At 59.1% G+C, this 22,799-nt stretch carries 22 protein-coding genes; 16 read left to right on the top strand and 6 right to left on the bottom strand.

Annotated features, from left to right (window positions below; translation table 11 throughout):
• Positions 1-58: 58 nt before the first annotated feature.
• Positions 59-598 (top strand): DUF2867 domain-containing protein, encoded by a 540-nt coding sequence (locus B0E33_RS03575; protein ID WP_208997754.1) that lies wholly within the window; start codon positions 59-61, stop codon positions 596-598.
• On the opposite strand, the gene B0E33_RS03570 is transcribed toward B0E33_RS03575, so the two are convergent.
• Together B0E33_RS03570 and B0E33_RS03565 are read right to left on the bottom strand one after the other, a co-directional pair.
• Positions 583-1,239 carry a cupin domain-containing protein gene (locus B0E33_RS03570; RefSeq protein ID WP_055659505.1) on the bottom strand — a complete coding sequence of 219 codons (657 nt, stop codon included), beginning with the start codon at positions 1,237-1,239 and terminating at the stop codon, positions 583-585. The genes B0E33_RS03575 and B0E33_RS03570 overlap by 16 nt on opposite strands.
• A gap of 158 nt (positions 1,240-1,397) precedes the next feature.
• On the bottom strand, positions 1,398-2,150 hold the full coding sequence (locus tag B0E33_RS03565; protein WP_023000068.1) for a substrate-binding periplasmic protein: 753 nt from the start codon (positions 2,148-2,150) through the stop codon (positions 1,398-1,400).
• A 365-nt stretch (positions 2,151-2,515) separates the two neighbouring features.
• On the opposite strand from B0E33_RS03565, the gene B0E33_RS03560 reads away from it, so the two are divergent.
• Positions 2,516-3,991, top strand: coding sequence for a helicase HerA domain-containing protein (locus B0E33_RS03560; protein WP_031268989.1), 1,476 nt, complete (start codon positions 2,516-2,518; stop codon positions 3,989-3,991).
• A gap of 80 nt (positions 3,992-4,071) precedes the next feature.
• Entirely contained in the window at positions 4,072-4,437 is a 366-nt protein-coding gene (locus tag B0E33_RS03555) for a nuclear transport factor 2 family protein (protein WP_077293130.1), read from the top strand.
• Between the two features lie 25 nt (positions 4,438-4,462).
• On the opposite strand, the gene B0E33_RS03550 is transcribed toward B0E33_RS03555, so the two are convergent.
• The 3 genes from B0E33_RS03550 to B0E33_RS03540 all read right to left on the bottom strand — a co-directional run bounded on the left by B0E33_RS03550 (position 4,463) and on the right by B0E33_RS03540 (position 7,456).
• Positions 4,463-4,867, bottom strand: a complete 405-nt coding sequence (locus B0E33_RS03550) for a GFA family protein (protein WP_077290446.1) — start codon at positions 4,865-4,867, stop codon at positions 4,463-4,465.
• Between the two features lie 67 nt (positions 4,868-4,934).
• The gene (locus B0E33_RS03545) at positions 4,935-5,249 is read right to left on the bottom strand and encodes a hypothetical protein (protein WP_077290445.1); all 315 of its coding nucleotides are present in this window, start codon (positions 5,247-5,249) and stop codon (positions 4,935-4,937) included.
• A 173-nt stretch (positions 5,250-5,422) separates the two neighbouring features.
• Positions 5,423-7,456: a methyl-accepting chemotaxis protein gene (locus B0E33_RS03540; RefSeq protein WP_167579485.1), complete on the bottom strand. Its 2,034-nt coding sequence runs from the start codon at positions 7,454-7,456 to the stop codon at positions 5,423-5,425.
• A gap of 192 nt (positions 7,457-7,648) precedes the next feature.
• Between B0E33_RS03540 and hmgA the strand changes: the two genes are divergently transcribed.
• From hmgA to B0E33_RS03515, 5 genes are all read left to right on the top strand, one after another.
• The gene (gene hmgA, locus B0E33_RS03535) at positions 7,649-9,019 is read left to right on the top strand and encodes a homogentisate 1,2-dioxygenase (RefSeq protein WP_023000073.1); all 1,371 of its coding nucleotides are present in this window, start codon (positions 7,649-7,651) and stop codon (positions 9,017-9,019) included.
• Between the two features lie 182 nt (positions 9,020-9,201).
• The gene (locus B0E33_RS03530) at positions 9,202-10,215 is read left to right on the top strand and encodes a fumarylacetoacetate hydrolase family protein (protein ID WP_077290443.1); all 1,014 of its coding nucleotides are present in this window, start codon (positions 9,202-9,204) and stop codon (positions 10,213-10,215) included.
• A 157-nt stretch (positions 10,216-10,372) separates the two neighbouring features.
• A complete protein-coding gene (locus tag B0E33_RS03525) occupies positions 10,373-10,963 on the top strand; it encodes a carboxymuconolactone decarboxylase family protein (RefSeq protein WP_023000075.1) in 591 nt (196 codons plus the stop codon).
• A complete protein-coding gene (locus B0E33_RS03520; protein ID WP_077290442.1) occupies positions 10,960-11,919 on the top strand; it encodes an MBL fold metallo-hydrolase in 960 nt (319 codons plus the stop codon). The genes B0E33_RS03525 and B0E33_RS03520 overlap by 4 nt, the downstream gene beginning before the upstream one ends.
• A 3-nt stretch (positions 11,920-11,922) precedes the next feature.
• A complete protein-coding gene (locus B0E33_RS03515) occupies positions 11,923-12,456 on the top strand; it encodes a DinB family protein (RefSeq protein WP_077290441.1) in 534 nt (177 codons plus the stop codon).
• On the opposite strand, the gene B0E33_RS03510 is transcribed toward B0E33_RS03515, so the two are convergent.
• Positions 12,453-12,683, bottom strand: a complete 231-nt coding sequence (locus B0E33_RS03510; protein WP_023000078.1) for a hypothetical protein — start codon at positions 12,681-12,683, stop codon at positions 12,453-12,455. The genes B0E33_RS03515 and B0E33_RS03510 overlap by 4 nt on opposite strands.
• Positions 12,684-12,808: 125 nt before the next feature.
• On the opposite strand from B0E33_RS03510, the gene B0E33_RS03505 reads away from it, so the two are divergent.
• The 8 genes from B0E33_RS03505 to B0E33_RS03470 all read left to right on the top strand — a co-directional run bounded on the left by B0E33_RS03505 (position 12,809) and on the right by B0E33_RS03470 (position 22,768).
• The gene (locus B0E33_RS03505; protein ID WP_062489550.1) at positions 12,809-14,425 is read left to right on the top strand and encodes an FAD-dependent oxidoreductase; all 1,617 of its coding nucleotides are present in this window, start codon (positions 12,809-12,811) and stop codon (positions 14,423-14,425) included.
• Positions 14,425-14,613, top strand: coding sequence for a DUF2783 domain-containing protein (locus B0E33_RS03500; RefSeq protein WP_055658586.1), 189 nt, complete (start codon positions 14,425-14,427; stop codon positions 14,611-14,613). Before B0E33_RS03505 ends, B0E33_RS03500 begins: the two co-directional genes overlap by 1 nt.
• Before the next feature lie 298 nt (positions 14,614-14,911).
• Positions 14,912-17,356 carry a methyl-accepting chemotaxis protein gene (locus B0E33_RS03495; protein WP_077290440.1) on the top strand — a complete coding sequence of 815 codons (2,445 nt, stop codon included), beginning with the start codon at positions 14,912-14,914 and terminating at the stop codon, positions 17,354-17,356.
• A 269-nt stretch (positions 17,357-17,625) separates the two neighbouring features.
• Entirely contained in the window at positions 17,626-18,534 is a 909-nt protein-coding gene (locus B0E33_RS03490; protein WP_228148054.1) for a metal ABC transporter substrate-binding protein, read from the top strand.
• Positions 18,535-18,655: 121 nt separating this feature from the next.
• Positions 18,656-19,522, top strand: a complete 867-nt coding sequence (locus B0E33_RS03485; RefSeq protein ID WP_162493109.1) for a manganese/iron ABC transporter ATP-binding protein — start codon at positions 18,656-18,658, stop codon at positions 19,520-19,522.
• Entirely contained in the window at positions 19,522-20,433 is a 912-nt protein-coding gene (locus tag B0E33_RS03480) for a metal ABC transporter permease (protein ID WP_077290439.1), read from the top strand. The genes B0E33_RS03485 and B0E33_RS03480 overlap by 1 nt, the downstream gene beginning before the upstream one ends.
• A complete protein-coding gene (locus tag B0E33_RS03475; RefSeq protein WP_077290438.1) occupies positions 20,433-21,284 on the top strand; it encodes a metal ABC transporter permease in 852 nt (283 codons plus the stop codon). Before B0E33_RS03480 ends, B0E33_RS03475 begins: the two co-directional genes overlap by 1 nt.
• Before the next feature lie 305 nt (positions 21,285-21,589).
• On the top strand, positions 21,590-22,768 hold the full coding sequence (locus B0E33_RS03470; RefSeq protein ID WP_075284163.1) for an efflux RND transporter periplasmic adaptor subunit: 1,179 nt from the start codon (positions 21,590-21,592) through the stop codon (positions 22,766-22,768).
• Positions 22,769-22,799 lie beyond the last annotated feature (31 nt).

Genomic DNA, 22,799 nt, shown 5'->3' with positions numbered 1-22,799 from the left:
GTGGCGGCAGGTATAGGATTGGCAAGTCGAATTTGCTGGAGGAAACCAGGGCATGGCCATGACCGACAAACTGCCGGAAGAAAGTCTCCTCAATACCTATAAGGCGGCCGACGATTATCTCGACACCTTTTCGATCCCGATCCGCGGACGGGAAGATCTGTTGACCGCAGATATGCGCGTACTTGCCGAACGCATTCTGATGGCAGAAATCGGCTGGGTGACTGCGCTTCTCTCGTTCCGCGACAAGCTTGCAGGGCTCGTCGGCATGAAGACAACGAAGGCTTTGGCACAGGAACAAGGCGCCGATAACATCATCTGCAAGGGCGAGGGAGACCGGATCGGTTTCTTCAAGATCTATTCGGTTTCAGAAGATGAGATCATTCTGGGCGAGAACGACTGGCACCAGGATTTCCGTGTCTCCGTGTTCCGCAAAAGGGGAGGAGCCGCGCGGATCTATGTCTCGACCTGCTGCAAACGGCATAACCTGGCCGGTCATGCCTATCTGGCGTTGATCCTGCCGTTGCACAAGATGATCGTCAAAACCCAGCTTGCCAGGGGGACAGCCCTCCAGCACTGGGCAACTCAGAACGCCAGGTGACCCGTCTTTCTCCAGACGCGGGCGCCCTGGGTTGTCGTGATTTCCTGCCGGGTTCCCGCCGGCAGGCGTATCCAGGTGCCTTGATCGTGACGGCCGCTCTGGTCTTCGAAACTGCCTTCAACGACAAAATACTCCGCTCCGCCCGGGAAGGTCTGCGGAGCCAGTCTGGCGCCTCTTTCCCAGTCGAGCATCACCACTTCCTCTTCCGGCCGGATGAACAGCGGCAGGATGCTCTCTCCGGGTCTGCCGGCCTGCCAGCCGCTGGGGTCCAGAGTGTTCACCCGGACAAAGGCATCATCGTCAGGCTGCATCTGGCGTAATTTCACAAGGATGACGGCGCCAGGTTCGCTCGAAGGCACATGGCTGGAGCCCGGAGGATTGCGCACATACATGCCTTTGGGAAAATCCCCGCTTTCATCCGAGAACACACCGTCCAGAACCAGAAATTCTTCACCCATGTCATGCTTGTGGGCGGAAAAGGCAGAGCCGGGAGCGTATCTGACCAGACTGGTGGCTCGCGCGACCTCTTCACCATCGCGCTCCAGCATCCTTCGCTCCACACCTGCCATTGGTGAGGGCACCCAGTCGAGCGTGGCGCTGTCGACGATTGCAGGCTGCGTCAGGTCTGCATGAATTTTCATCCGGTCCATCCCAATATGATTCTTATTATGTTCACATGGGGCAGGATATCCCCATTTGGAAGGGGACAGATTTGAACTCGTTGTGAAGCCTTTCAGGCATTGCAAGCAATCGAGCGAGCCAAATCAGAGCCTGCTTCTTTCTCGCGGCTGCCCGGGCCTCAGGACGGGCTGGCCTGGGACTGACCCTCGCCATCGCGTTCCGGCCACAAAAGGCGGTCATATTCTCCGGTGTCTCGAAGCTTCCTCAAACCTTGGTTGAACCGGGTGCACAGTTCCTCACCGCTTTCGATGTTCCTGGAAACGATTACGCGGTAGTCCCAAAGGACGTTGACGTTTTCCAACGATTTGAAACGCGCGGTCTCCTCGGGAGAAAAAGCGTCAGCCAATGCATCGGCAGCCACCTCTCCGTTGCCCATGACCACATCGACACGCCCTACATCAAGCATCTTGAAGAGGTCTGCCAGGGAACTTTGGCGATAGACGGTGATCTGATCGGCGGTAACCAGTTTATCCAGGTCCTCCCCAAGGGCTGCCCCGTCAAGTGCGCCAAGGCTCAATCCGCTGAGGTCCTGCACATTTTGCGCATTCACAGGTCGGTCTGACGAATAGAAGAATTGCTCGCGCTCAACCAGAACCGCATCGCAGAAATGAAAGAAAGGTTCTCGCTCAGCGGTTTTGCCCCAACCTGCGGAGGCCTGCCAGCGGCCGGACTGGGCTTCCAGCAAGGCACGTTTCCAGGGAAAGAAGCCGTACTCCACCGTAAGGCCTTCAAGTTCGAAGGCCTTTGCGACGACCTTGGCGTAGGTTCCGTATCCTTCGTCACTTTCGGAAAAATAAGGGGGCCACTCACCGACGGCGATACGGACGATATCGGCTTTGGCGGGATGCACCGCAAGCGCAAGGATCGACAACACAGCGCCGGCAAGCAGCGTTTTGAGTTGTATTAAAACGAGCCGGCACGAAGAGCCTGCCAATCCATTGACTGTCACAGCGATTTCCCTGAAAAAGCTCCCGTTCTACCAACCTTAGCACAGAAGTCCTGCGTGGCACCTGGCAAAGCCGACATTGCTTAACGCAGGCCCGAACCGGATTTTCGGCCTCTTCTGGAGGCAGCCTGTCACTTAAAGGTTGCTATTCGGTGGAATTCTGGGAAAACCCGGCTTTCCCGGCAGGCTGGCTTTGCAAGTGGCACGGAATCGTGCTGACTACCGCACTGCACGAAATCCAGAAAACGGAGAAGCCGCAGCGCTGCCGAGGCTGCAAGAAAAGTGGTCGCATGACGGTACAAATCGATATCGGGGAAATGACAGGCGGCGCACGCGCCGGTCTTGATCTGGAAGAACTGCTGGCAACGCGCCTTCTGGTGCAGGGCAATTCCGGCTCGGGAAAGTCGCATCTCCTGCGCCGGCTTCTTGAACAGTCCGCGAGCTGGGTCCAGCAGGCCATAATCGATCCCGAAGGCGACTTCGTGTCTCTGGCAGATAAGTTCGGCCATGTCGTTGTCGATGCGGTCGGCACCGAAAAGGATCTTCAGATGATCGCCGCACGGGTGCGCCAGCACCGGGTGTCGGTGGTACTCAATCTGGAAGGTCTTGATGCAGACCGGCAAATGAAAGCGGCTGCAACCTTTCTCGACGGCCTGTTCGATGCGGACCGCGATCTCTGGTATCCGATGCTGGTCATCGTTGATGAAGCACAGCTCTTTGCACCTGCCGCCGCCGGCGAGGTGACCGAGGAGGCCCGGCGCCGTTCCCTCGGAGCCATGACCAACCTGATGTGCCGCGGCCGCAAACGCGGACTGGCTGGCGTCATTGCCACCCAGCGTCTCGCCAAGCTTGCCAAGAACGTCGCCGCAGAAGCGTCCAACTTCCTGATGGGCCGTACGTTCCTGGATATCGACATGGCACGTGCTGCCGACCTTCTCGGCATGGAGCGGCGCCAGGCCGAAAGTTTCAGAAATCTCGACAGGGGCCACTTCATCGCTCTCGGACCAGCCATGTCGCGCCGTCCCGTTCCGGTCAAGATCGGCCCGGTGGAGACCATGGGGCGGGGCGGAACACACAAACTGCTGCCACTGCCGGAGCAGCCCAAGGAAGACGCCAAGGATCTGATCTTCACACCGGGAGCGGACGAAGTTCAGCCGGTCCGCCAGCGTTTCGTCGAGCCTGTGGTTTCGACCGGCGACGTGCTCGACCAGCTCAGCAGTGCAGAACGAGCTAGCGCTGAAGACGTGCCACAGGCTGAGAGCCTGCTCGATTTCGGCGAACGCGAGCAGAAAATTTCCGAAATCATTGCAGGTATTCTGGAAGACGAGGAGGCTGCGTTCCAGCCGATTGCAACGCTGTATCAGGACTTCCAGGTCCGCTGCCGCATTTCCAAGTTGGCGGGCGGCGCACCGGACCTGCAGACTTTCCGAGAAAAGCTCTCCGTTGCCCGTGCAGGCGTTGAAAAGGGCGAAATGGACGACGGAGCCTGGGCCCAGGCGGAACTGATCGCCTCCGAACTGCCGGAAGACATGCGTGGTGTGTACCTGTTGCTGGCAAAGGCTGCGATCGCGAAGGCGCCATGCCCCGGCAACATTGAAATTGCTACCGCCTACGGCACACGGTCTCCCGGCAGGGCGCGCTGGCTGTTGAGCCATATGGAAGAACGCGGATTTCTTGTCTGCGCCACCGACTTGCGCGGCAATCGTATCGTGACGCTGACCGACCTTGGCTGGCAGACGGCACCGGGTGACGAAGCCGCCGCGTGACGCGGCCTTTGCAGCACACTGACTGGCGAGATTGCTAACTTTCGCGCATGCTTCCGCAGAAGACTGCGAGGGAGGCAAACATGACGCTGGAAGAGACCATCGACATCTATTGTGCAGCCTGGTCTGAACGTGACCCATCCTATCGGCAGGATCTGCTCGGCAGGTCCGTAGCGGAAGACGTCAGATACACGGACCCGGAAACCGATGTGACCGGTATCGCTGCGCTGGTTGACCACATCTCCGGCGTTCTGGCCAAAAGGGTCGGTGCGAAGATCCTTCGGACCAGCAGTATCGACAGCCACCACGGTTCAGCACGGTTTGCGTGGCAGATGGTCAATGCGGACGGAACGGTGCTGCCGGAAGGACTTGATGTCGTCTGGATTGACGAAGAAACCGGAAAACTCAGGACGGTCCTCGGGTTCTTCGGCGCCTTGCGACGGGAATAGGCAAGCCGATCCGGCGTTCCGGGTTTCAGGAAGGCAAGGCTTCGAATTTCGGGACAGTTTCCAGGCCGTCGTCCCAGTCGGCGCGGCTGGCGGTGAAGATATGACCTGCCGGTTTCAGGGTGACGGGCGTGTCCAGACTTCCTGCCGGCACAACCAGTAGCTTGCCGTCCATCTGAAGATTGGGAAGGGCTGATCCACACTCGGTGCAGAAGGCCTTCGTGTGGCGCGTACCAGCCAGCGTGAAGGACCTGACCTTGTCCTCACCGGATGTCCAGGCAAGGCTTGCCGTTGAGGAAAAGAGATTGGCCGCATGTGCGGATCCGGTGTCTTTCCGGCAATGTCCGCAGTGGCATAGAAAGAAGGTCTCGAAGTCGCCTTCGATGGTGAAAGTGGCGTTGCCGCACAGGCAACGTCCTTTGTGAACCGACATTTGACAGCATCCTGCAAGGTGGGGATCTGCTGCTGCATAGCAACTTGCACCTTCAAAGGCCACCCGGTCAGATTGCAGGGCGCATCCGTCTTGTGGAAGAGTTGCGCGACGGATCAACGGGCTGAGATGCCAGCAGATAGTCGAGTTGTGAAAGCTCCACCGAAATGCCGTCGATCGTGCGTGTGAGCACGCTTTCCAGATAACTGCCGCCAGGAGACCTGTCCCGGATCGCGATAGCCCGCTCCCGCGCCTTGCGCAGGTAAAGCATCATGGTGCGGACCTCGCCGCGCGTGACGGAGGTCAGTTGTTCCGTGCCTGGCGTCGACGCGGCAGCGGAGGAAACAGCGCAGGAATGCGCAACAGCAGTGTCGGCGAGCCGCATCGATCTTCTCCAGTGTTCCTTTTTTGTTCTTTTTACGTCAGCTCGTATTTTCATTCAAGAGTGGAATCTCAATTCGGCCATTTCCGAGAACGGGAAATATGCCGGACAGAACAAAAAAACCGGGCTCGCACAAGGGTTTGGGCGAACCCGGTTCGTGAGGTTATGTGCCTGACTTAAGCAGCGCGAACGCGGCTCAGGAAGTCTGCAATGGTGGCCTGCAAGCCTTGGGCATGTTCGGAAACCGACTGGGAGACCGACAGGACGTCGGCTGCCGAGCTGCTGGTTTCCTCGGCTGCCTGCATCACGTCGCCAACGCTGTTGCTCATGTCGCTGGTGCAGCTGGCTGCCTGCTGGACATTGTGGCTGATCTCGTTGGTGGCATCACCCTGCTGCGAGATCGCCGCGGCAATGGCTGCCGTGAACTGGTTGACCTCTTCCATTGTGCTGGCGATTTCCTGGATCGAGCCGACGGCATTGCGTGTCGAGGACTGGATACCGGTGACCTGCGTGGAGATTTCTTCCGTCGCCTTGGCGGTTTGCGTGGCCAGTTCCTTCACTTCCGCGGCAACCACCGCAAAGCCCTTGCCGGCTTCTCCGGCGCGAGCGGCTTCGATGGTGGCGTTCAGCGCCAGCAAGTTGGTCTGTTCTGCGATCGCCTGGATGAGGCTGACCACTTCACCGATCTTCTGCGCGGCGCTGTCGAGGCTTCCGACCTTGTCGTTGGAATCGTTGGCGGCACGGGTAGCGCTCGTGACGACTTCCTTCGTCTGGCCGATCTGGCGACCGATTTCGGAAATCGAGGCGGACAGCTCTTCAGCGGCGGAGGCCACTGTCTGGACGCTGCTCTGTGCAACTTCGGAAGATCCGGCAACCGAAGAAACCTTGGCGGAAGTGTCGCGCGCGATCGCATCGAGAGACGCCGCGGTCTGCTCCATGCGCTTGCTGTTGCCGCTGACCTGGTCGAGAACGGCGTGGACGTCGCGCTCGAAAGTTTCGATCAGGGCTTCGACAGTCTTCTGGCGCTCCAGCTGGCTGTATTGGGCCTGCTCGGTGTCGTTCTGCAGCGACCGCCGTTCGGTTTCGTTTTCAACGAAGATTTCCAGCGCACCGGCCATCTGGCCGATTTCGTCCTTGCGGTCGAGATAGGCCACCGGCGTATCGACATCGCCTTCGGCAAGCTTGCGCATACGAGCGGTCAGCATCTGCACCGGTCCGGCAATTGTGGAACCAAGCATCCACATCAGGAACGTGCCGGCTACCAGCAGGCCGAGGGCGAGCAGCAGGCTCATCTGCATGGTGGAATTGGCGCTTGCCAGAAGTTCGCTCTCGTCAACGGCGACAACAATGAACCAGTGCTGGCCGGTGCCGTCCAGTTCGAAGCCCTTGATGGCTTCCACGGTACCGTTTTCGGTCGTGAAGGCAGCTTCATTCTTGATCGACTGGATCTTGCCGACCATTGCCGCATCGGCCTTCTGGCCGAGGAGGGCTGCGTCCGGATGGGACACCCAAACACCGGTTTCGCTGAGAAGGCCGACATAGCCGCTTTCATAGGTCTGGCCGGCGCTCACCGCCTTCTGCAGGCCTTCCAGCGACACGTCGATGGTGGCGCCACCGATGCCGCGTCCGGAAGCATCCTTGATCGGCGAGGAGGCTGTCGCCATCAGCACGTCGACATTATTGACCGGGTAGAGATAGGGCTCGGTGACCGTGTCGTGGCCCAGGTTCTTCGGCTTGTCGTACCACTCTTCAGAGCCGCTATCGCCACCGAACAGGAGCGGTTCCCAGGCGACTTTTGTACCGTCGTTATAGAAATACGGAATGAAGCGTCCCTTGTCGTCGGAGAAGTTGGCGCCTGCATTGTCCGCGTCATTGCCGGCCATGTCCGGTTCCAGGATCGCACCGCCGCCGACAAAATGTTTGTTCTGGCTGATCTGGTGCTGCATCACGGCTGCATAGGCGTTGCGATCGCTAACGCCGGCTTGCTGCATTCCCTCCAGGGCATCGGCCGCAGCGCGGGCCGCAAGCTGTGCCTGTGCCAGTGTCTTGCCGGCATCCAGAGCAAGTGCCTCGGCAGTCTTGCGGATGAGATCTTCACCCGATTTTTGCGACGTGGCCTGGGTCATGAAGGTGACGGCAAGAATAAGCGTCAGGAATCCAACCAGGAACACGCCGCTCGAGGCGAAAAAGATTCGATTTCTAAGAGACATGAAAAGCTCCAACGGTGAGACTGCGGGAACCCTAGGAGACGCACGTAAAGCAAAGCTTACGTTCTGCGGCTTTTTTGCATTGCGGCAGGAGAAAATCCGGCGCGTTCGCAAAAGCATCGACATGCCGCTTGATCCCGGGGATCAAAATGGTTACATATGCAACTAAATTCATCTCCGAACCGGGAGGACGTCATGGATCAGAGAACCGACAGCAATCAAAATCTAGCTGGAAACGGCCGTAACACGGCGGATCTGGAATATATGCCGGGCTTCGGCAACGATTTTGAAACCGAGGCTCTGCCAGGCGCTCTGCCGCAGGGCATGAACAGCCCGCAGAAATGTGCCTACGGCCTATATGGCGAGCAGTTGTCCGGCACCGCCTTTACCGCGCCAAGCCATCAGAACGAGCGGACCTGGTGCTATCGCATCCGCCCGTCAGTCAAGCACACCAGCCGGTTCAGGAAGATCGACCTGCCTTACTGGAAATCGGCTCCGAATGTCTGCGACGACGTGGTTTCGCTCGGCCAGTACCGCTGGGACCCGGTGCCACACACGGATGAAGGCCTCAACTGGCTGACCGGCATGCGCACCATGACGACAGCCGGCGACGTCAACACACAGGTTGGCATGGCCAGCCACATCTACCTGATCACCAAGTCGATGGAGGACGAATATTTCTACTCCGCCGACAGCGAATTGCTGGTGGTTCCGCAGGAAGGTGTCCTCAGGTTTTGCACCGAGCTGGGCGTGATCGAGCTGGAGCCGAAGGAAATCGCAATCCTTCCGCGCGGCCTCGTTTACCGGGTCGAGCTGGTGGAAGGTCCGGCGCGCGGGTTCGTCTGCGAGAACTACGGCCAGAAATTCGAACTGCCGGGCAGGGGGCCGATCGGGGCCAATTGCATGGCAAACCGCCGAGACTTCAAGACGCCTGTCGCGCACTACGAGGATCGCGATGCCCCGTCGACGGTGACGGTGAAATGGTGCGGCCAGTTCCACGAAACAAAAATCGGTCACTCGCCTCTCGACGTTGTTGCCTGGCACGGCAACTATGCGCCCTGCAAATATGACCTCAGGAACTATTGCCCGATCGGGTCGATCCTGTTCGATCATCCCGATCCGTCGATCTTCACGGTGCTTACCGCTCCGTCCGGCGTTCCGGGCACCGCCAACATCGACTTCGTGCTGTTCCGCGAGCGCTGGATGGTGATGGAAGATACCTTCCGGCCCCCCTGGTATCACAAGAACATCATGTCGGAGCTGATGGGCAACATCTACGGCCAGTACGATGCCAAGCCGCAGGGCTTCATTCCCGGTGGCATGAGCCTGCACAACATGATGCTGCCGCATGGGCCGGACAACAATGCCTTCGAAGGCGCTTCGAATGCCGACCTGAAGCCGGAAAAGCTCGACAACACAATGTCCTTCATGTTCGAGACCCGTTTCCCGCAGCACCTCACGGAATTCGCCGCCAAGGATGCTCCGCTGCAGGACGATTACATTGACTGCTGGGACTCGCTGGGCAAAAAATTCGATGGCACGCCCGAAGGGACCTGGAACAAATAGCCAAATCATCCAGGATTTGACCAACCGCAAACGGCAGATTGATCCGCACCGGTAGGTTACCCTGAACCTCCGGCGTCTCGCCGGGGGGCGGACAAGAACAAAGGCAGGAAGCCGCTGGCGGCTTCCCGGGAGAAACATCGCCGGGCACCACGGTCTGGCGAACATTAGGAGCTGAAAACCCGATGAAACTGGCAACGCTCAAGGATGGCAGCCGCGACGGCAAGCTGGTGGTGGTCAACGACCGCCTGACCTTCTGCACCGACGCAAGTCACATCGCGCCGACTTTGCAGGCAGCGCTCGATGACTGGGAACATGTGGCGCCGAAGCTGGAACTGCTGGCCGAGAGCCTGTCTCACGAAGCCGTACCGACGCTGCGTTTCCATGAACACGATGCTCATTCGCCGCTGCCGCGTGCCTACCAGTGGGCGGATGGTTCGGCCTACGTCAACCATGTCGAACTGGTGCGCAAGGCGCGCGGTGCGAAGATGCCGGAAAGCTTCTGGACGGACCCGCTGATGTATCAGGGCGGCTCCGACACATTCCTCGCCCCGCGTGATCCGATCTCCATGCGCGATGAGGCCTGGGGCATCGATATGGAAGGCGAAATTGCTGTCGTCACCGGCGATGTACCGATGGGTGTCAGCGCGGAAGCCGCGCGCGATCACATCCTTCTTGTGCTTCTGGTCAACGACGTTTCCCTGCGTGGCCTGATCCCGGCAGAACTCGGCAAGGGCTTCGGCTTCTTCCAGTCCAAGCCGTCTTCCGCCTTTTCGCCGGTTGCCGTCACGCCGGATGCGCTCGGCGATGCCTGGAAGGGCGGCAAGCTTCACCTGCCGCTGCATGTCGACCTCAACGGTCAGCCGTTCGGCCGCGCAAACGCGGGCATCGACATGACCTTCGATTTCGGCCAGCTCATTGCCCATGCGGCAAAGACCCGGCCGCTCAGTGCCGGCACGATCATCGGTTCGGGCACGGTCTCCAACAAGCTGGACGGTGGTCCGGGCAAGCCGGTGGCAGACGGTGGCGTCGGTTATTCCTGCGTTGCCGAGATCCGGATGATCGAAACGATCAACACGGGCGAAGCCAAGACGCCTTTCCTGAAGTTCGGAGACACTGTCCGCATCGAGATGCTCGACACCGAAGGCCATTCGATCTTCGGGGCCATCGAGCAGACCGTGGAGAAATACGAAGGGTAGTGATCAGGCCTTCCGGGATCTCGACACCATTTTCGGCAAGTAGCCCCTCCGCCTTGTGGGGAGGGGCTCGGGGGTGCGATTTTCCATCCAGAAGAAAGACAAGAGCGCAGCGTTGGGTTGAGCCCTTCCGCCGCCATAATATTTCAGGGAGAGGGCAATGCCTCACGTCGACCCGCTTGACCGGGCGGATCTGCCTCAGTTCGAGGAAAAATTCGCGCGTTACGATGAAATCCGCGGCTTTCTGCCGAACTCGATCCTCACCATGGCGCGCCGGCCGAATATCGCCAAGGCGTTCATGGAACTGAACCAGGCCATCCTTTATGAAGGCACGGTGCCGGAAGACCTGAAGATGATGGTCGCACTCATGACGTCCATGGCGACCGGCTGCCGCTATTGCCAGGGCCACATGGCCAATCTGAGCCACGTCTACGATGTACCGGACGAAAAGATTGCCGCCGTATGGGAATGCGAGACTTCGCCGCTCTTTACGGAGGCCGAAAAAGCGGCACTGGTGCTGGCCCGCGAGGCTGCCGGTGTTCCGAACGACGTGACCGAAGCTCATTTTGCGGCGCTCAAGCCGCATTTCAACGACGCCGAGATTGTAGAGATCGTCGCTTCGATCGCGCTCTTTGGCTACCTCAACCGGTGGAATGACACCATGGCAACCACAATGGAAGCCCATCCGGCTGCCGTCGCCAAAAAGGCGATGCCCGCATGGGACGAAGGCAAACACGGAGCCTCTGAATGAGCAAGCAATTCGCATCCGCCGGGGACATGACCGAGAAGAAGATCTCCTTCACCGAGATCGGCAAGGATCTCTGGGCCTTTACCGCTGAAGGTGACCCGAACACCGGCGTCATCATCGGCGACGACAGCGTCATGATCGTCGAGGCGCAGGCGACCCCCGAACTCGCCAACAAGGTCATTGAGAAGGTGCGGTCCGTCACCGACAAGCCGATCAGCCACCTTGTGTTGACGCATTACCATGCCGTTCGCGTGCTGGGCGCTGCCGCCTATCGGGCACCGACCGTGATCATGAGCCAGAAGGCCCGTTCGATGGTCGCGGAACGGGGCGCGGAAGACAGGGAATCCGAATTCATGCGCTTCCCGCGTCTGTTCATGGGCTATGAAAACGTCAACGACATTCCGCCTCTGACCTGGCCGACCACCACCTTCAACGACCGCATGACTGTCTATCTCGGCAAGCGCCGGGTCGACCTCAGCTTCCTTGGTCGCGCCCACACGGCCGGAGATATCGTTATCCACGTGCCGGACGCGAACGTCATGTTCACCGGCGACATCGTCGAATACCACTCGGCCTGCTATTGCGGCGACGGCCATTTCAACGACTGGCCGACAACGTTGGAAGCGATCCGTTCCTTCGATGTGGAGGCAATCGCGCCTGGCCGCGGCGATGCGCTGGTCGGCAAGGAGATGGTGGGCAAGGCGCTGACCAACACCGCCGATTTCGTCTCCTCGACCTATCGGCCGGTGGCCCGGGTCGCCCAGGGTGGCGGATCGCTGAAAGAAGCCTGGGACGCCTGCCGTGCCGAATGCGATCCGAAGTTCAAGGATTACGCCATCTACGAACACTGCCTGCCGTTCAACGTTGCCCGGGCCTATGACGAGGCTCTCGGCATCGACACGCCGCGCATCTGGACGGCGGAACGCGACGCCAAGATGTGGGCGGATCTGCAGGGCTGACCCATGAACACTGTCCTGGACCACCTCCGCCTGATGGCCCGCAACAACGCCTACGCGAACGAACGTCTTTACGACGCCTGTTGCCGGTTGTCGCAGGCGGAGTTCGATGCGGAAAGATCCGGGTTCTTCCCCTCGATCCGGGAAACACTCAACCACAATTGGGAAGTGGACCGTTACTATCTGGATGCCTTGAAGGAAGAGGGGCAGGGGCTGTCGGTATTCGACACGCAGCATCTTGCCTCTGCAGCAGAACTGAAACCGGCCCAGAAGAGTGCCGACCAGGCTCTGATCGCATTCTGCGACCGGATGGTGGAAGGAGACCTGGACCGGAATGTCGCTCAGGACCGGGGCAAGAGCGGTGTCTTTCACGAGACGATCGCCAACACGTTGCTGCATCTCTTTCAGCACCAGATCCATCACCGGGGGCAGGTGCATGCCATGCTGGCAGGCACCAGTGTTGCGCCGCCTCAACTTGACGAGTTCTTTTTGGAGTTCGATCGCCACCCGTCGGCGCAACGTTTCTGGGAAACTGGCTAGCGCTTCGGTGCAAGGATCAGCAGGGCGAGCCAGGTGAGGCCACCTGCAAGAACTATGATCTCGCTCACCACGATGGCGATGCCGACCATGCTCCAATTGTCGGCAAGGACGGTGGCGGGAGCGGCGATGAGAAGCGCAAGGGCGACCGCGGACATCAGTCCGGCAATCAACCGGAATGTCCAGCGTCGGCCGGATGTCAACATGTTCTGACGTGTCAGGACTGGCATGTCACACCTCCTTCTTGGGGGATTGTCTAACGAAAACGCGCAAGCCCCCCTGCGGGTTCCGCGAAACAGGCAAAGGCGAACCGGTTCACGATGCCGGTACGCCTCGGCAATTGGGAGAAACGCCTGTGACCAAGTTGTTTGAAGCGCCGCTTTATCCGTACAAGCGGTCCCAGGATCAGGATGCAGCGACACCCGTTCGCCATCCGGTGGTGATCATTGGAGCCGGACCGGTGGGCCTCGCCACGGCTATCGATCTGGCTCAGGCGGATGTGCCGGTCGTCGTTCTCGATGACAACGACAAGGTTAGCGTGGGCTCACGGGCAATCTGCTTTTCCAAGCGCTCGCTGGAAATCTTCGACCGGCTGGGCTGTGGCGACGAGATGGTCGACAAGGGCGTCGTCTGGAACGTCGGCAAGGTGTTTTTCGGTGACCGGCAGGTCTACGATTTCAACCTGCTTCCGGAGCAGGGGCACAAGCGCCCGGCCTTCATCAACCTGCAGCAATATTATTGTGAACTTCATCTGGTCGAGCGCATTCGCGCTCTGCAGGTGGAAGGCAAGCCGGTGGAAATCCGCGGTGGCAGCCGGGTTGCGAACCTCAACCAGCGGGACGACCACACGCTGGTGACCGTTGAAACGGTCGATGGTGCCTACAATCTGGAAGCGGAGTGGCTGATTGCCTGCGACGGGGCTGGTTCGCCGTCCCGCCGGATGCTCGATCTCGATTTCGTCGGCCGGGTGTTTGAAGACAACTTCCTGATTGCCGACGTCATCATGAAGGCGGATTTCCCGACCGAACGCTGGTTCTGGTTCGATCCGCCCTTCAACAAGGACCAGTCGGCTCTTTTGCACAAGCAGCCGGACGGGGTCTGGCGCATCGATCTTCAGCTTGGCTGGGACATCGACAAGGAAGAAGAAAAGAAACCGGAAAACGTCATTCCCCGGCTCAAGCAGATGCTGGGCGCGGATGTCGAATTCGATCTGGAGTGGGTGTCGATCTACACATTCCAGTGCCGCCGCATGGAAAAGTTCCGCCATGGCCGGGTGATCTTTGCTGGCGACAGTGCTCACCAGGTGTCGCCTTTCGGTGCGCGTGGTGCCAACTCCGGGTTCCAGGATGCCGACAATCTCGGCTGGAAACTGAAGCTGGTCATTGACGGCAAGGCTCCGGAAAGCCTTCTGGACAGCTATGCTTTTGAGCGCGAAATGGCAGCGGACGAGAATATCCTTCAAAGCTCGCGTTCAACCGACTTCATTACTCCCAAATCGGAAATCAGCCGTATTTTCCGTGATGCGGTGCTGGACCTTTCCGAACATCACGCCTTTGCCCGGCCTCTGGTCAATTCCGGGAGGCTGTCCGTTCCTTGCGTCTATGACGGTTCGAAGCTCAATGGACCGGATGTGGAAGACCTGCCCGCGCGCACAAGACCGGGAAGCCCGGCTGTGGATGCGCCTCTGGCAGACGGCTGGCTGCTGGACTGGCTTGGCAGCGGCTTCCATCTGCTTGGCATCGGCGCCGAAGTACCCGAGAAGCTTCTGATCGACGGTATCGAAATTACCGGTGTCAGCATTGCGACTTCCGCAGCCGGTCAGGAGCTAAAGGCCCGCTATCTGGGTGACGAGCCTTCGGCTGTCTATCTTATCCGGCCAGACCAGCATGTGGCGTCGCGCTGGACAGGCTATGACCCCACTGCGGTCGAAAACGCACTTGCAATTGCACTCGGGAAAGGCGGAGAGGCCTAATGGCGGAGATTGTCACCAAACCGAACCTTGAAACGCCCGACGGGTTTTATGCTGACCTGCTGACCGCCCATGAAGGCCTCACAAAGGCCGAAAGCGATGCGTTCAATGCCCGGCTGATTCTGTTGATGGCAAACCAGATCGGTGAGCGGCAGGTGCTCGAAAAGCTGCTTGAGGCCGCCAAACAATAGGTCGAACATGGCGTCGCGCAGGTGCTGTTGCCGTAGGCATTGAGGCTTTTGACGAGGGTGTGGGAGATTCGCCCAATCACACCCTCGGTAGAATTTCAGTTTCACCTGATAGCAATGCAGGTAATCGGAATTATTTTGGGCAAAAATAATTTTCAGAAAAATGTCCAGTATCGCCTTGTCGATAAAGACTAAAAAACGCCCGATTTAATTCGTGACGGCTAACAAAAGTCGAACCCGAAATTTTTCACCAATTGTTTATCTGCCCACACCTTCAATCGCAGAAAGTGCGGGGGAAACAATGTCCAGGTTACTTACACCTTTAAAGAATGTGCGCCTTTCTGCGAAAGTAGGCGGTGGCTTTGCAGCCATGATTCTGGTCGCCGCCGCGGTCGGTGCCGTGGGCGCGGTCGCTATTCTCGGCCTCAGAACACAGTCGGATGTCAGTGCGAAGGCAACAACCGCAATGGCAAACCTTCAGCAGGTCGCACAAGCGCAGGAAGCCTATCTCTCGGATCGCACACCGGAGCTGGCTGACGCGGCCCGGTTTCAGATTGAACAATTGGAAACTGCGCTGGTCACGCTCGATGGCGTCTCGGGGCCTGGAGAGGGCGAAACGGCCACCGCAGAGGCCATCTCGCTGGTAGGTCAGCTTGGTGGCGAGTTTGATGGTGTCGTGCAGGCTGTCGAGAACAGGCAGGCTCAGGTCGACAAGTTGCTGCGGTCCGCTGTCAATCTGGCAACCATCGCTGCCCAGATTAACGACAAGATGAGCAAGATCCAGCGTGATGCGGGCGGCGCCGCCAAGACCGCATCAGGCACACGCAACCGGGCTGACAAGGTCGGGCGCATGTTGTCGGATATGGAAGACCTCGTCGCCGGTCTGGAAGGCAGGATCGCCGAGGTGAGTGAAGGTGCCGATCTTCCGCCTGAAACGGTGGCAGCCATTGTGGAGGGCACGCAGACCCTGGCAAAGACAGCAGCGAAGGCTGGAAAGCTGAAGGTGGACGGCGTAGACCCGGCAAAGGTCAAGGAATTGGCGGACATGGCGGCAGCGCTCGGTGAAAAACTGCCGAAGCCGGAAGCGGACGGTGCTCGGCCGGCACCAGTGTCGGCTGCCGTTGCTGCGGATCTCGTAGCGGGACTGGAAAAACTCCACACTCAGGCCTCTGCCTTGCGCAAGACGGTTTATGCGGCAACCGATGACGCCAAGTCGATTGCCGGCAAGGCAACGTCGAAACTCGGTATCGTCGATCTCGTCAATGTGAACGTGAACAAGTACCAGAACGCGTCCCTGGATATTCGCTCTGCGACAATGGAGTATTTTGCCGGCTTCGATACAATTGGTGCAGAAGAGGTTCTCAACCGTATCGAAACGCTGCGCTACCTCGCCAATCTGCTGAAGGCGGACAGTGCCGCTTTCCCGGAAATCGCGGATGCCATTGCGTCGATCGAGGCAGAGGTTGGCACTTATGAGGCCGAATTCGCCGCCATGGTCGCTGCGAAGGATGCGTTCGATGTCAGACGGACAGAGCTTGTTGCACTGTCCGGCAAGGTTCGCAGTGTCATCACGGCACTCACGGAGGCTCAGTCCGCGGGAGCTTATGCTCGGGCCGATACCGCGCTTGGGCTGATCGCGGTCGCACTCGTCGTCGCCGTTGCAGCCGGTGGATTGCTGGCCTTTGTTCTTTCTCTCGTGATCACGCGCCCGACACGGGCCTTGACCGAAGCCATGGGCCGCCTCGCGGAGGGGGATATCGACGCCACCATTCCCTCGACTGATCAGCGGGACGAAATCGGAGACATGAGCCGCACCGTTCAGGTGTTTCAGGAAAACGCCCGCGAACGGATTCGCCTGGAAATCGAAGCGAATGCCCATCGCGAGGCCCAGAATGCGCGTCAGCAGGACATCGAAGATCTGATCCAGAACTTCCGAGGTGAAATCCAGGGACTTCTTGGTGCGCTGGACGAAACGGCCGCCGGCATGTCCAACACAGCTTCGGCACTAGGCGGCATCGCGGAAAGCAGTGCGGAACAGGCAGGCGATACTTCCAGGGTCAGTGAAGACGCCAGCATGAGCGTTGAAAACGTTGCCGGTGCGGCCGAGGAACTGTCGGCATCCATCGCCGAAATCGGGGAACAGGTACGCCGGTCTTCCGACATCGTCACGTCGGCGACGAGCGCGGTACACGAGACCAATGGCAAGGTGCAAGGACTGGCGGAAGCAGCCTCGAAGATTGGCGAAGTGGTCAGCCTGATCCAGGCGATTGCCGAACAGACCAATCTTCTGGCGTTGAACGCCACTATCGAAGCGGCTCGTGCAGGCGAGGCAGGCAAGGGCTTTGCCGTTGTGGCCGCCGAGGTCAAGGAACTGGCGACACAGACTTCGAAGGCAACCGAAGAAATCTCGTCCCAGATCCAGACCATTCAGAACTCCACCAGTGAAGCCGTCGCGGCCATCGGGGCAATTTCCGACACGATGGAAGAGGTCAACGGTTACACTCAGGGAATCTCGGCAGCCGTTACCCAGCAGGGCGCGGCCACCAACGAGATTTCCGGCAATGTGCAGCGGGCAGCCCAGAGTACGCAGGCTGTTCAGACCAATATGTCCAGCCTCGCCCGGGCGGTTGGCGATACCAAGGAAGCATCGGGGGATGTTCTGGCTGCTTCAGGAGACCTGAGCAACCGCAGCAACGCTCTGAAGCAGGGAATTGAAACCTTCCTGGCCCGCGTTGCAGCAGCTTGACGGCAAACGGGAAAGGCAACACTTCGGCACCCCACCGGACTCCGATCCGGTGGGGTGCTTTTTATTCGATTGATACATCGGCATGACACGCTTCAACCTTAATGCAGGAACAAGGTTGGGCTTGCCCGGTGACGCCGCGTTCTTCCTGAGGTGGTTCGCCCGGCGAAGGCACATGAAGACAAGAATGATATTGCAACTCATTCGCAACAAGCTTGACAGTTGCGAATGAGTTGCAATATCACTTGCAGAAATAATGTTCGAACCGGGATATGGTGATGTTGAAAAAACTGCTTCTGACGGTCTCTCTTGCGGCACTTGCAGCCGGACCGGTAAACGGCGCTTCCGCACAGGACAAAATGAAAGTGGTGACCACATTCACCGTTCTTGCCGACATTGCGCAGAATGTTGCCGGGGAGACCGCCGACGTGGTGTCGATCACCAAGCCGGGTGCCGAAATCCACGGTTATGAGCCGACACCGCAGGACATCGTGCGGGCATCCGACGCGGACCTGATCCTGTGGAACGGCATGAACCTTGAGCGGTGGTTCGAGCAGTTTCTGTCCAACCTAGGCGATATCCCCTCCGTAACCCTTACAGACGGGATCGAACCGATCTCGATCGCGTCGGGTTCTTATGAAGGAAAGCCGAACCCGCATGCGTGGATGGGCCTGGACAACGCGCTGATCTATATCGACAACATCTCCAAGGCATTTGCCCAATACGACCCGGAGAATGCGGAGGTCTATGCCGGCAATGCGGATGCCTACAAGGCAAAGCTGCGCGAAACCATAGAGCCGCTGCGCCAGGCCGTTGCCGATATCCCGGAAGACAAGCGCTGGCTGGTGACCTGTGAAGGTGCGTTCAGCTATCTCGCTCGTGATTTCGGCATGAAGGAGCTGTACCTCTGGCCGATTAACGCCGATCAGGTCGGCACGCCGCAGCAGGTCCGTTCGGTGATTGACGGGGTGCGAGAGCACGACATCCCGGTCGTCTTCTGCGAGAGCACGGTCAACACTTCGCCTGCCAAGCAGGTGGCCCGGGAGACCGGCGCGAGATATGGCGGCGACCTTTATGTCGATTCCCTGAGCGAGGCGGACGGCAAGGTGCCCACCTACCTGGATTTGCTGAAGGTCACCTCGAGCACGGTGGTCGAGGGGCTGAAATCCAATTCACAGTGATGGCCCGTAATAAAGACTGCCGGGCAGCATGACCCGATGCTGCCCTTGATTGTGTCACAGTAACTTCGGATTGTACTGGAAAGCCTGCATGCTGAATGTCATCAAGGACCCGGTTATGGATATGCCCAACGTCAGGGACGATGGCGGAATTGCCGCGGAAGACGTTACGGTTACCTACCGGAACGGACATACGGCACTCTGGAACGCCAGCTTCTCGATCCCGCGCGGCACCGTCACGGCTCTGGTCGGCGTCAATGGCGCGGGCAAGTCGACGCTGTTCAAGGCCATCATGGGGTTCGTGCCCACAGCCAAGGGGCGCATCCGGATCCTGGATATGACCGTCCGGGAAGCCCTCAAGAAGAACCTCGTCGCCTACGTTCCCCAATCGGAGGAAGTCGACTGGTCATTCCCCGTTCTGGTGGAGGACGTGGTGATGATGGGCCGTTATGGCCACATGGGGTTTTTGCGCCGACCAAAACCAGCGGACCATGCCGCGGTCGACCAGGCACTGACCCGCGTGAACATGCAGGATTTCCGGCATCGGCAGATTGGCGAGCTTTCCGGCGGTCAGCGCAAGCGCGTCTTTCTCGCCCGCGCTCTTGCCCAGGACGGCCAGGTGATCCTGCTGGACGAACCGTTCACCGGTGTCGACGTGAAAACCGAGGAACAGATCGTGGCTTTGCTGCGGGAGTTACAGGCCGAGGGCAGGGTGATGCTTGTCTCCACCCATAACCTCGGTTCCGTTCCCGAATTCTGCGACAGGACGGTGCTGGTCAAGGGAACGGTGCTCGACTACGGGCCAACCGCGACAACCTTCACCCGTCAGAACCTGGAGAAGGCCTTTGGCGGGGTGCTGCGCCATTTCACCATTTCCGATCAGACCCTGCACACCGATGGCGATCAGCGTACGGTGACGATCCTGACCGACGACGAGCGCCCGTTCGTTCAATACGGCGACGAAGTGCAGACAAGAGAGGCGCGCGACTGATGGAGCTTTTCAGTTTCGCCTATCTTCTCGAACCCTTTCAATACGGCTACATGACCAACGCCATGTGGGTTTCCGCACTTGTCGGCGGGGTTTGCGCGTTTCTGTCGTCCTACCTGATGTTGAAAGGCTGGTCGCTGATCGGCGATGCCCTGTCTCATTCGGTCGTGCCGGGGGTGGCCGGTGCCTATATCCTGGGCCTGCCGTTTTCCCTTGGGGCCTTTCTGGCAGGCGGACTTGCAGCCGGGGCCATGCTGTTCCTGTCCGAACGTTCGGGCCTGAAGGTCGACGTCATCATCGGCCTCATCTTCACGTCCTTCTTCGGCCTTGGTCTCTTCATCGTTTCCATCAGCCCCATGTCGGTCTCGGTCCAGACGATCACCATGGGCAACATTCTGGCCATCACGCCGGAAGATACCCTGCAACTGGCCATCATCGGCTTTGTGTCGCTGGCGATCCTGACGCTCAAGTGGAAGGATCTGATGGTCACTTTCTTTGACGAAAGCCATGCCCGCACAATCGGTCTGAGGCCCGGTCTCCTCAAGGCAATCTTCTTCGTGCTTCTGTCCGCTTCCGTGGTTGCGGCCATGCAGACGGTCGGGGCCTTTCTCGTTATTGCAATGGTGGTCACGCCCGGTGCGACAGCCTACCTCTTGTGCGACCGCTTCCCGCGCCTGATCCTGACCTCCATCGCGATCGGCACGCTGACCAGCTTTGCCGGGGCCTATATCAGCTACTTTCTGGACGGAGCCACAGGCGGTATCATCGTCACCTTGCAGACCCTGATCTTCCTGTTCACATTCGTTCTGGCGCCAAAGCACGGCCTTCTGGCCGCCAGGCGCAAGTCGGCGGAAGCCCTGCGCCGGGGATACGCTGCGGACGTTGCGAAATCAGAAGCGGGAGATCAGGCTTGATGGACCTCGAGACACTGCTTCTGCCGTTCGAGTTCCCCTTCATGCAGAACGCGTTTCTGATTTGCGTGATCGTGTCCATCCCGACGGCTCTCTTGTCGAGCTTCCTGGTGATCAAGGGTTGGGCCCTGATGGGGGATGCTGTCAGCCACGCAGTTCTACCTGGCATCGTACTGGCTTACATCTTTGGCATACCATTGATCGTCGGCGCTTTTGCCGCCGGCATGGTCTGTGCCGTGCTGACGGGTTATCTGTCAGGCAACAGCCGGGTGAAGCAGGATACCGTGATGGGGGTCGTGTTTTCTGGCATGTTCGGTGTCGGCATCGTGCTTTACGTCTCGATCCGGACAAACGCTCATCTGGACCATATACTGTTCGGCAACATGCTGGGTGTGGAGCAGCACGAGCTTGTAACCGCAGGCGTTATTGCCCTTGTTGTCGGCGGTGGGCTGGTGCTGAAGTGGAAAGACCTTCTGTTGCACAGTTTCGATCCGGCCCAGGCTCAGGCCTCTGGTTTGCCGGTTAAGCTGTTGCACTACGGCCTTCTGGCGGCACTGTCGCTGACGATCGTGGCAACGCTTTCTGCTGCGGGCCTTATCCTGGCGGTTGCCTTGCTCATTGCACCGGGGGCAATCGCATTCCTGTTGGTCCGCACCTTCAAGTCGATGCTTTACGTGTCGGTGCTGGTCTGCATGGTGTCAATGGTCGCAGGCACCTATGCCAGCTTCTTCCTCGACAGCGCACCGGCCCCCACCATCGTCCTCATTTTGACAGCCGTTTTCATCGCTGCGTTTGCCCGCCGCCAGATCCTGACCCGGCAAGCATCCCTGCGCCGCGTTGACGAAGCCGCATAGGGACAGATCCTGCCATCCTGAAAGAGAACCGGTACCGGACGCTCGGCACTGGTTTCGGGCAATCACTACGCTATCTGGATAGAAATCCCGGCCAGAAGACGTTCTCACGGCGGTTCCGGCAGTCAGTTTCTATATCATAGGTAGAATTTGCAAAGATGGAACAACTCATTGGCGTGAAAGTGTGTCGTTTCGCTTACAAATTGGTACACCTTATCGATTGTTGGCATACGGGAATTGCCGTAGATAACTGGTTTCAGGAAACAACCGTTTTCGGCAGTGCCGGCAAGTTCTGATCGGAGTTCCAATTGTCAATTTGGAAACAGCTCGTTCTCACCCTCCTGGTTGTCATCGTGGCGGCTGGGCTCTGGGTTCGTTATTATCCGGGGGCCGGCGCGCACCTGTCCGCCTGGGGGATCGACTGGCTGGATTTTGTCGTCGCCGATGCAGCGCCAAGCGGAGGCGATCAACCACGGCGTGGCCGGGGTGGGCCGCAAGGTGCCGTCGTTGCAACGCCGGTCGTCGAAATCACGATCAATGACCGTCTTTCGGCGATCGGTACCAGCACGGCACTGCAGTCTGTTGCCGTGACGCCTTATACAAGCGGCCGCATGACCGAGGTTCTGGTCAAGTCCGGTGCCACCGTGAAGGCAGGAGATGCCATTGCCAAACTGGATCTGGACGCCGAGCAGATCGCCGTCGAGAGAGCCGCAAATGCTCTGAAGGATGCCGAGGCCCGGCTTCAGCGCATGCAGGTGCTGCGGAAAACCAATACGGCTACGGCTGTTCAGGTGACAGACGCGGAACTCTCGGTAGACAATGCGCGGCTGCAACTTCGCGAAGCCGAACTGGCGCTCTCCCGCCGCTCCATCGAAACTCCGATTGCCGGCGTGGTCGGCATTCTTCCCATTACCGCAGGCAATTACGTTTCCTCGCAGACCGTCATCGCTACCATTGACGACCGCAGCGAAATTCTTGTCGATTTCTGGGTTCCGGAGCGGTTCGCCTCCGCTATCGCAGTGGGATCTCCGATCACCGCCACGTCGGTCGCCCGCCCGGGTGAAACCTTCGAGGGTGTCATCAGTGCCGTCGACAACCGCATCGATATCGACAGCCGCACACTTCAGGTTCGTGCCCGTTTTCCGAACAAGGCCGACAAGTTGAGAGCCGGCATGTCGTTCCAGGTCTCGATGAAGTTTCCCGGCGACAAATATCCGGCGGTTGATCCGCTGGCCGTGCAATGGGGTTCCGACGGTGCCTTCGTCTGGGCCGTGCGTGAAGGCAAGGGCGTTCGTGTCCCGGTCAGCATTATCCAGCGCAACACCGACAGCGTGCTGGTCGACGCGGAGTTGACGGTTAACGACGAAGTCGTGACCGAAGGCATTCATCTGGTTCGCAACGGGGCCGACGTGACGGTTGCTGACCGCAAGCAGGCTCCGGCATCGGACACTCCGGCGACAACTGCTTCCAGCCAAAGCGGTTCCTGAGAATTGACCTGAAGGTCTTGGAGAGATTGCC

It is taken from the genome of Roseibium algicola, assembly GCF_001999245.1.
In the GTDB taxonomy this organism is placed as follows: domain Bacteria; phylum Pseudomonadota; class Alphaproteobacteria; order Rhizobiales; family Stappiaceae; genus Roseibium; species Roseibium algicola.
This window is presented reverse-complemented; position numbering and strand designations above follow the sequence as displayed.

Excerpts from the sequence above, each read along its gene's own strand:
- B0E33_RS03575 (WP_208997754.1), top strand. The coding sequence starts at position 59 with ATGACCGACAAACTGCCGGAAGAAAGTCTCCTCAATACCTATAAGGCG.
- B0E33_RS03570 (WP_055659505.1), bottom strand. The coding sequence starts at position 1,239 with ATGAAAATTCATGCAGACCTGACGCAGCCTGCAATCGTCGACAGCGCC.
- B0E33_RS03560 (WP_031268989.1), top strand. The coding sequence starts at position 2,516 with ATGACGGTACAAATCGATATCGGGGAAATGACAGGCGGCGCACGCGCC.
- B0E33_RS03555 (WP_077293130.1), top strand. The coding sequence starts at position 4,072 with ATGACGCTGGAAGAGACCATCGACATCTATTGTGCAGCCTGGTCTGAA.
- B0E33_RS03550 (WP_077290446.1), bottom strand. The coding sequence starts at position 4,867 with ATGTCGGTTCACAAAGGACGTTGCCTGTGCGGCAACGCCACTTTCACC.
- B0E33_RS03545 (WP_077290445.1), bottom strand. The coding sequence starts at position 5,249 with ATGCGGCTCGCCGACACTGCTGTTGCGCATTCCTGCGCTGTTTCCTCC.
- B0E33_RS03540 (WP_167579485.1), bottom strand. The coding sequence starts at position 7,456 with ATGTCTCTTAGAAATCGAATCTTTTTCGCCTCGAGCGGCGTGTTCCTG.
- hmgA (WP_023000073.1), top strand. The coding sequence starts at position 7,649 with ATGGATCAGAGAACCGACAGCAATCAAAATCTAGCTGGAAACGGCCGT.
- B0E33_RS03530 (WP_077290443.1), top strand. The coding sequence starts at position 9,202 with ATGAAACTGGCAACGCTCAAGGATGGCAGCCGCGACGGCAAGCTGGTG.
- B0E33_RS03525 (WP_023000075.1), top strand. The coding sequence starts at position 10,373 with ATGCCTCACGTCGACCCGCTTGACCGGGCGGATCTGCCTCAGTTCGAG.
- B0E33_RS03520 (WP_077290442.1), top strand. The coding sequence starts at position 10,960 with ATGAGCAAGCAATTCGCATCCGCCGGGGACATGACCGAGAAGAAGATC.
- B0E33_RS03515 (WP_077290441.1), top strand. The coding sequence starts at position 11,923 with ATGAACACTGTCCTGGACCACCTCCGCCTGATGGCCCGCAACAACGCC.
- B0E33_RS03510 (WP_023000078.1), bottom strand. The coding sequence starts at position 12,683 with ATGCCAGTCCTGACACGTCAGAACATGTTGACATCCGGCCGACGCTGG.
- B0E33_RS03500 (WP_055658586.1), top strand. The coding sequence starts at position 14,425 with ATGGCGGAGATTGTCACCAAACCGAACCTTGAAACGCCCGACGGGTTT.
- B0E33_RS03495 (WP_077290440.1), top strand. The coding sequence starts at position 14,912 with ATGTCCAGGTTACTTACACCTTTAAAGAATGTGCGCCTTTCTGCGAAA.
- B0E33_RS03490 (WP_228148054.1), top strand. The coding sequence starts at position 17,626 with ATGGTGATGTTGAAAAAACTGCTTCTGACGGTCTCTCTTGCGGCACTT.
- B0E33_RS03485 (WP_162493109.1), top strand. The coding sequence starts at position 18,656 with ATGCCCAACGTCAGGGACGATGGCGGAATTGCCGCGGAAGACGTTACG.
- B0E33_RS03480 (WP_077290439.1), top strand. The coding sequence starts at position 19,522 with ATGGAGCTTTTCAGTTTCGCCTATCTTCTCGAACCCTTTCAATACGGC.
- B0E33_RS03475 (WP_077290438.1), top strand. The coding sequence starts at position 20,433 with ATGGACCTCGAGACACTGCTTCTGCCGTTCGAGTTCCCCTTCATGCAG.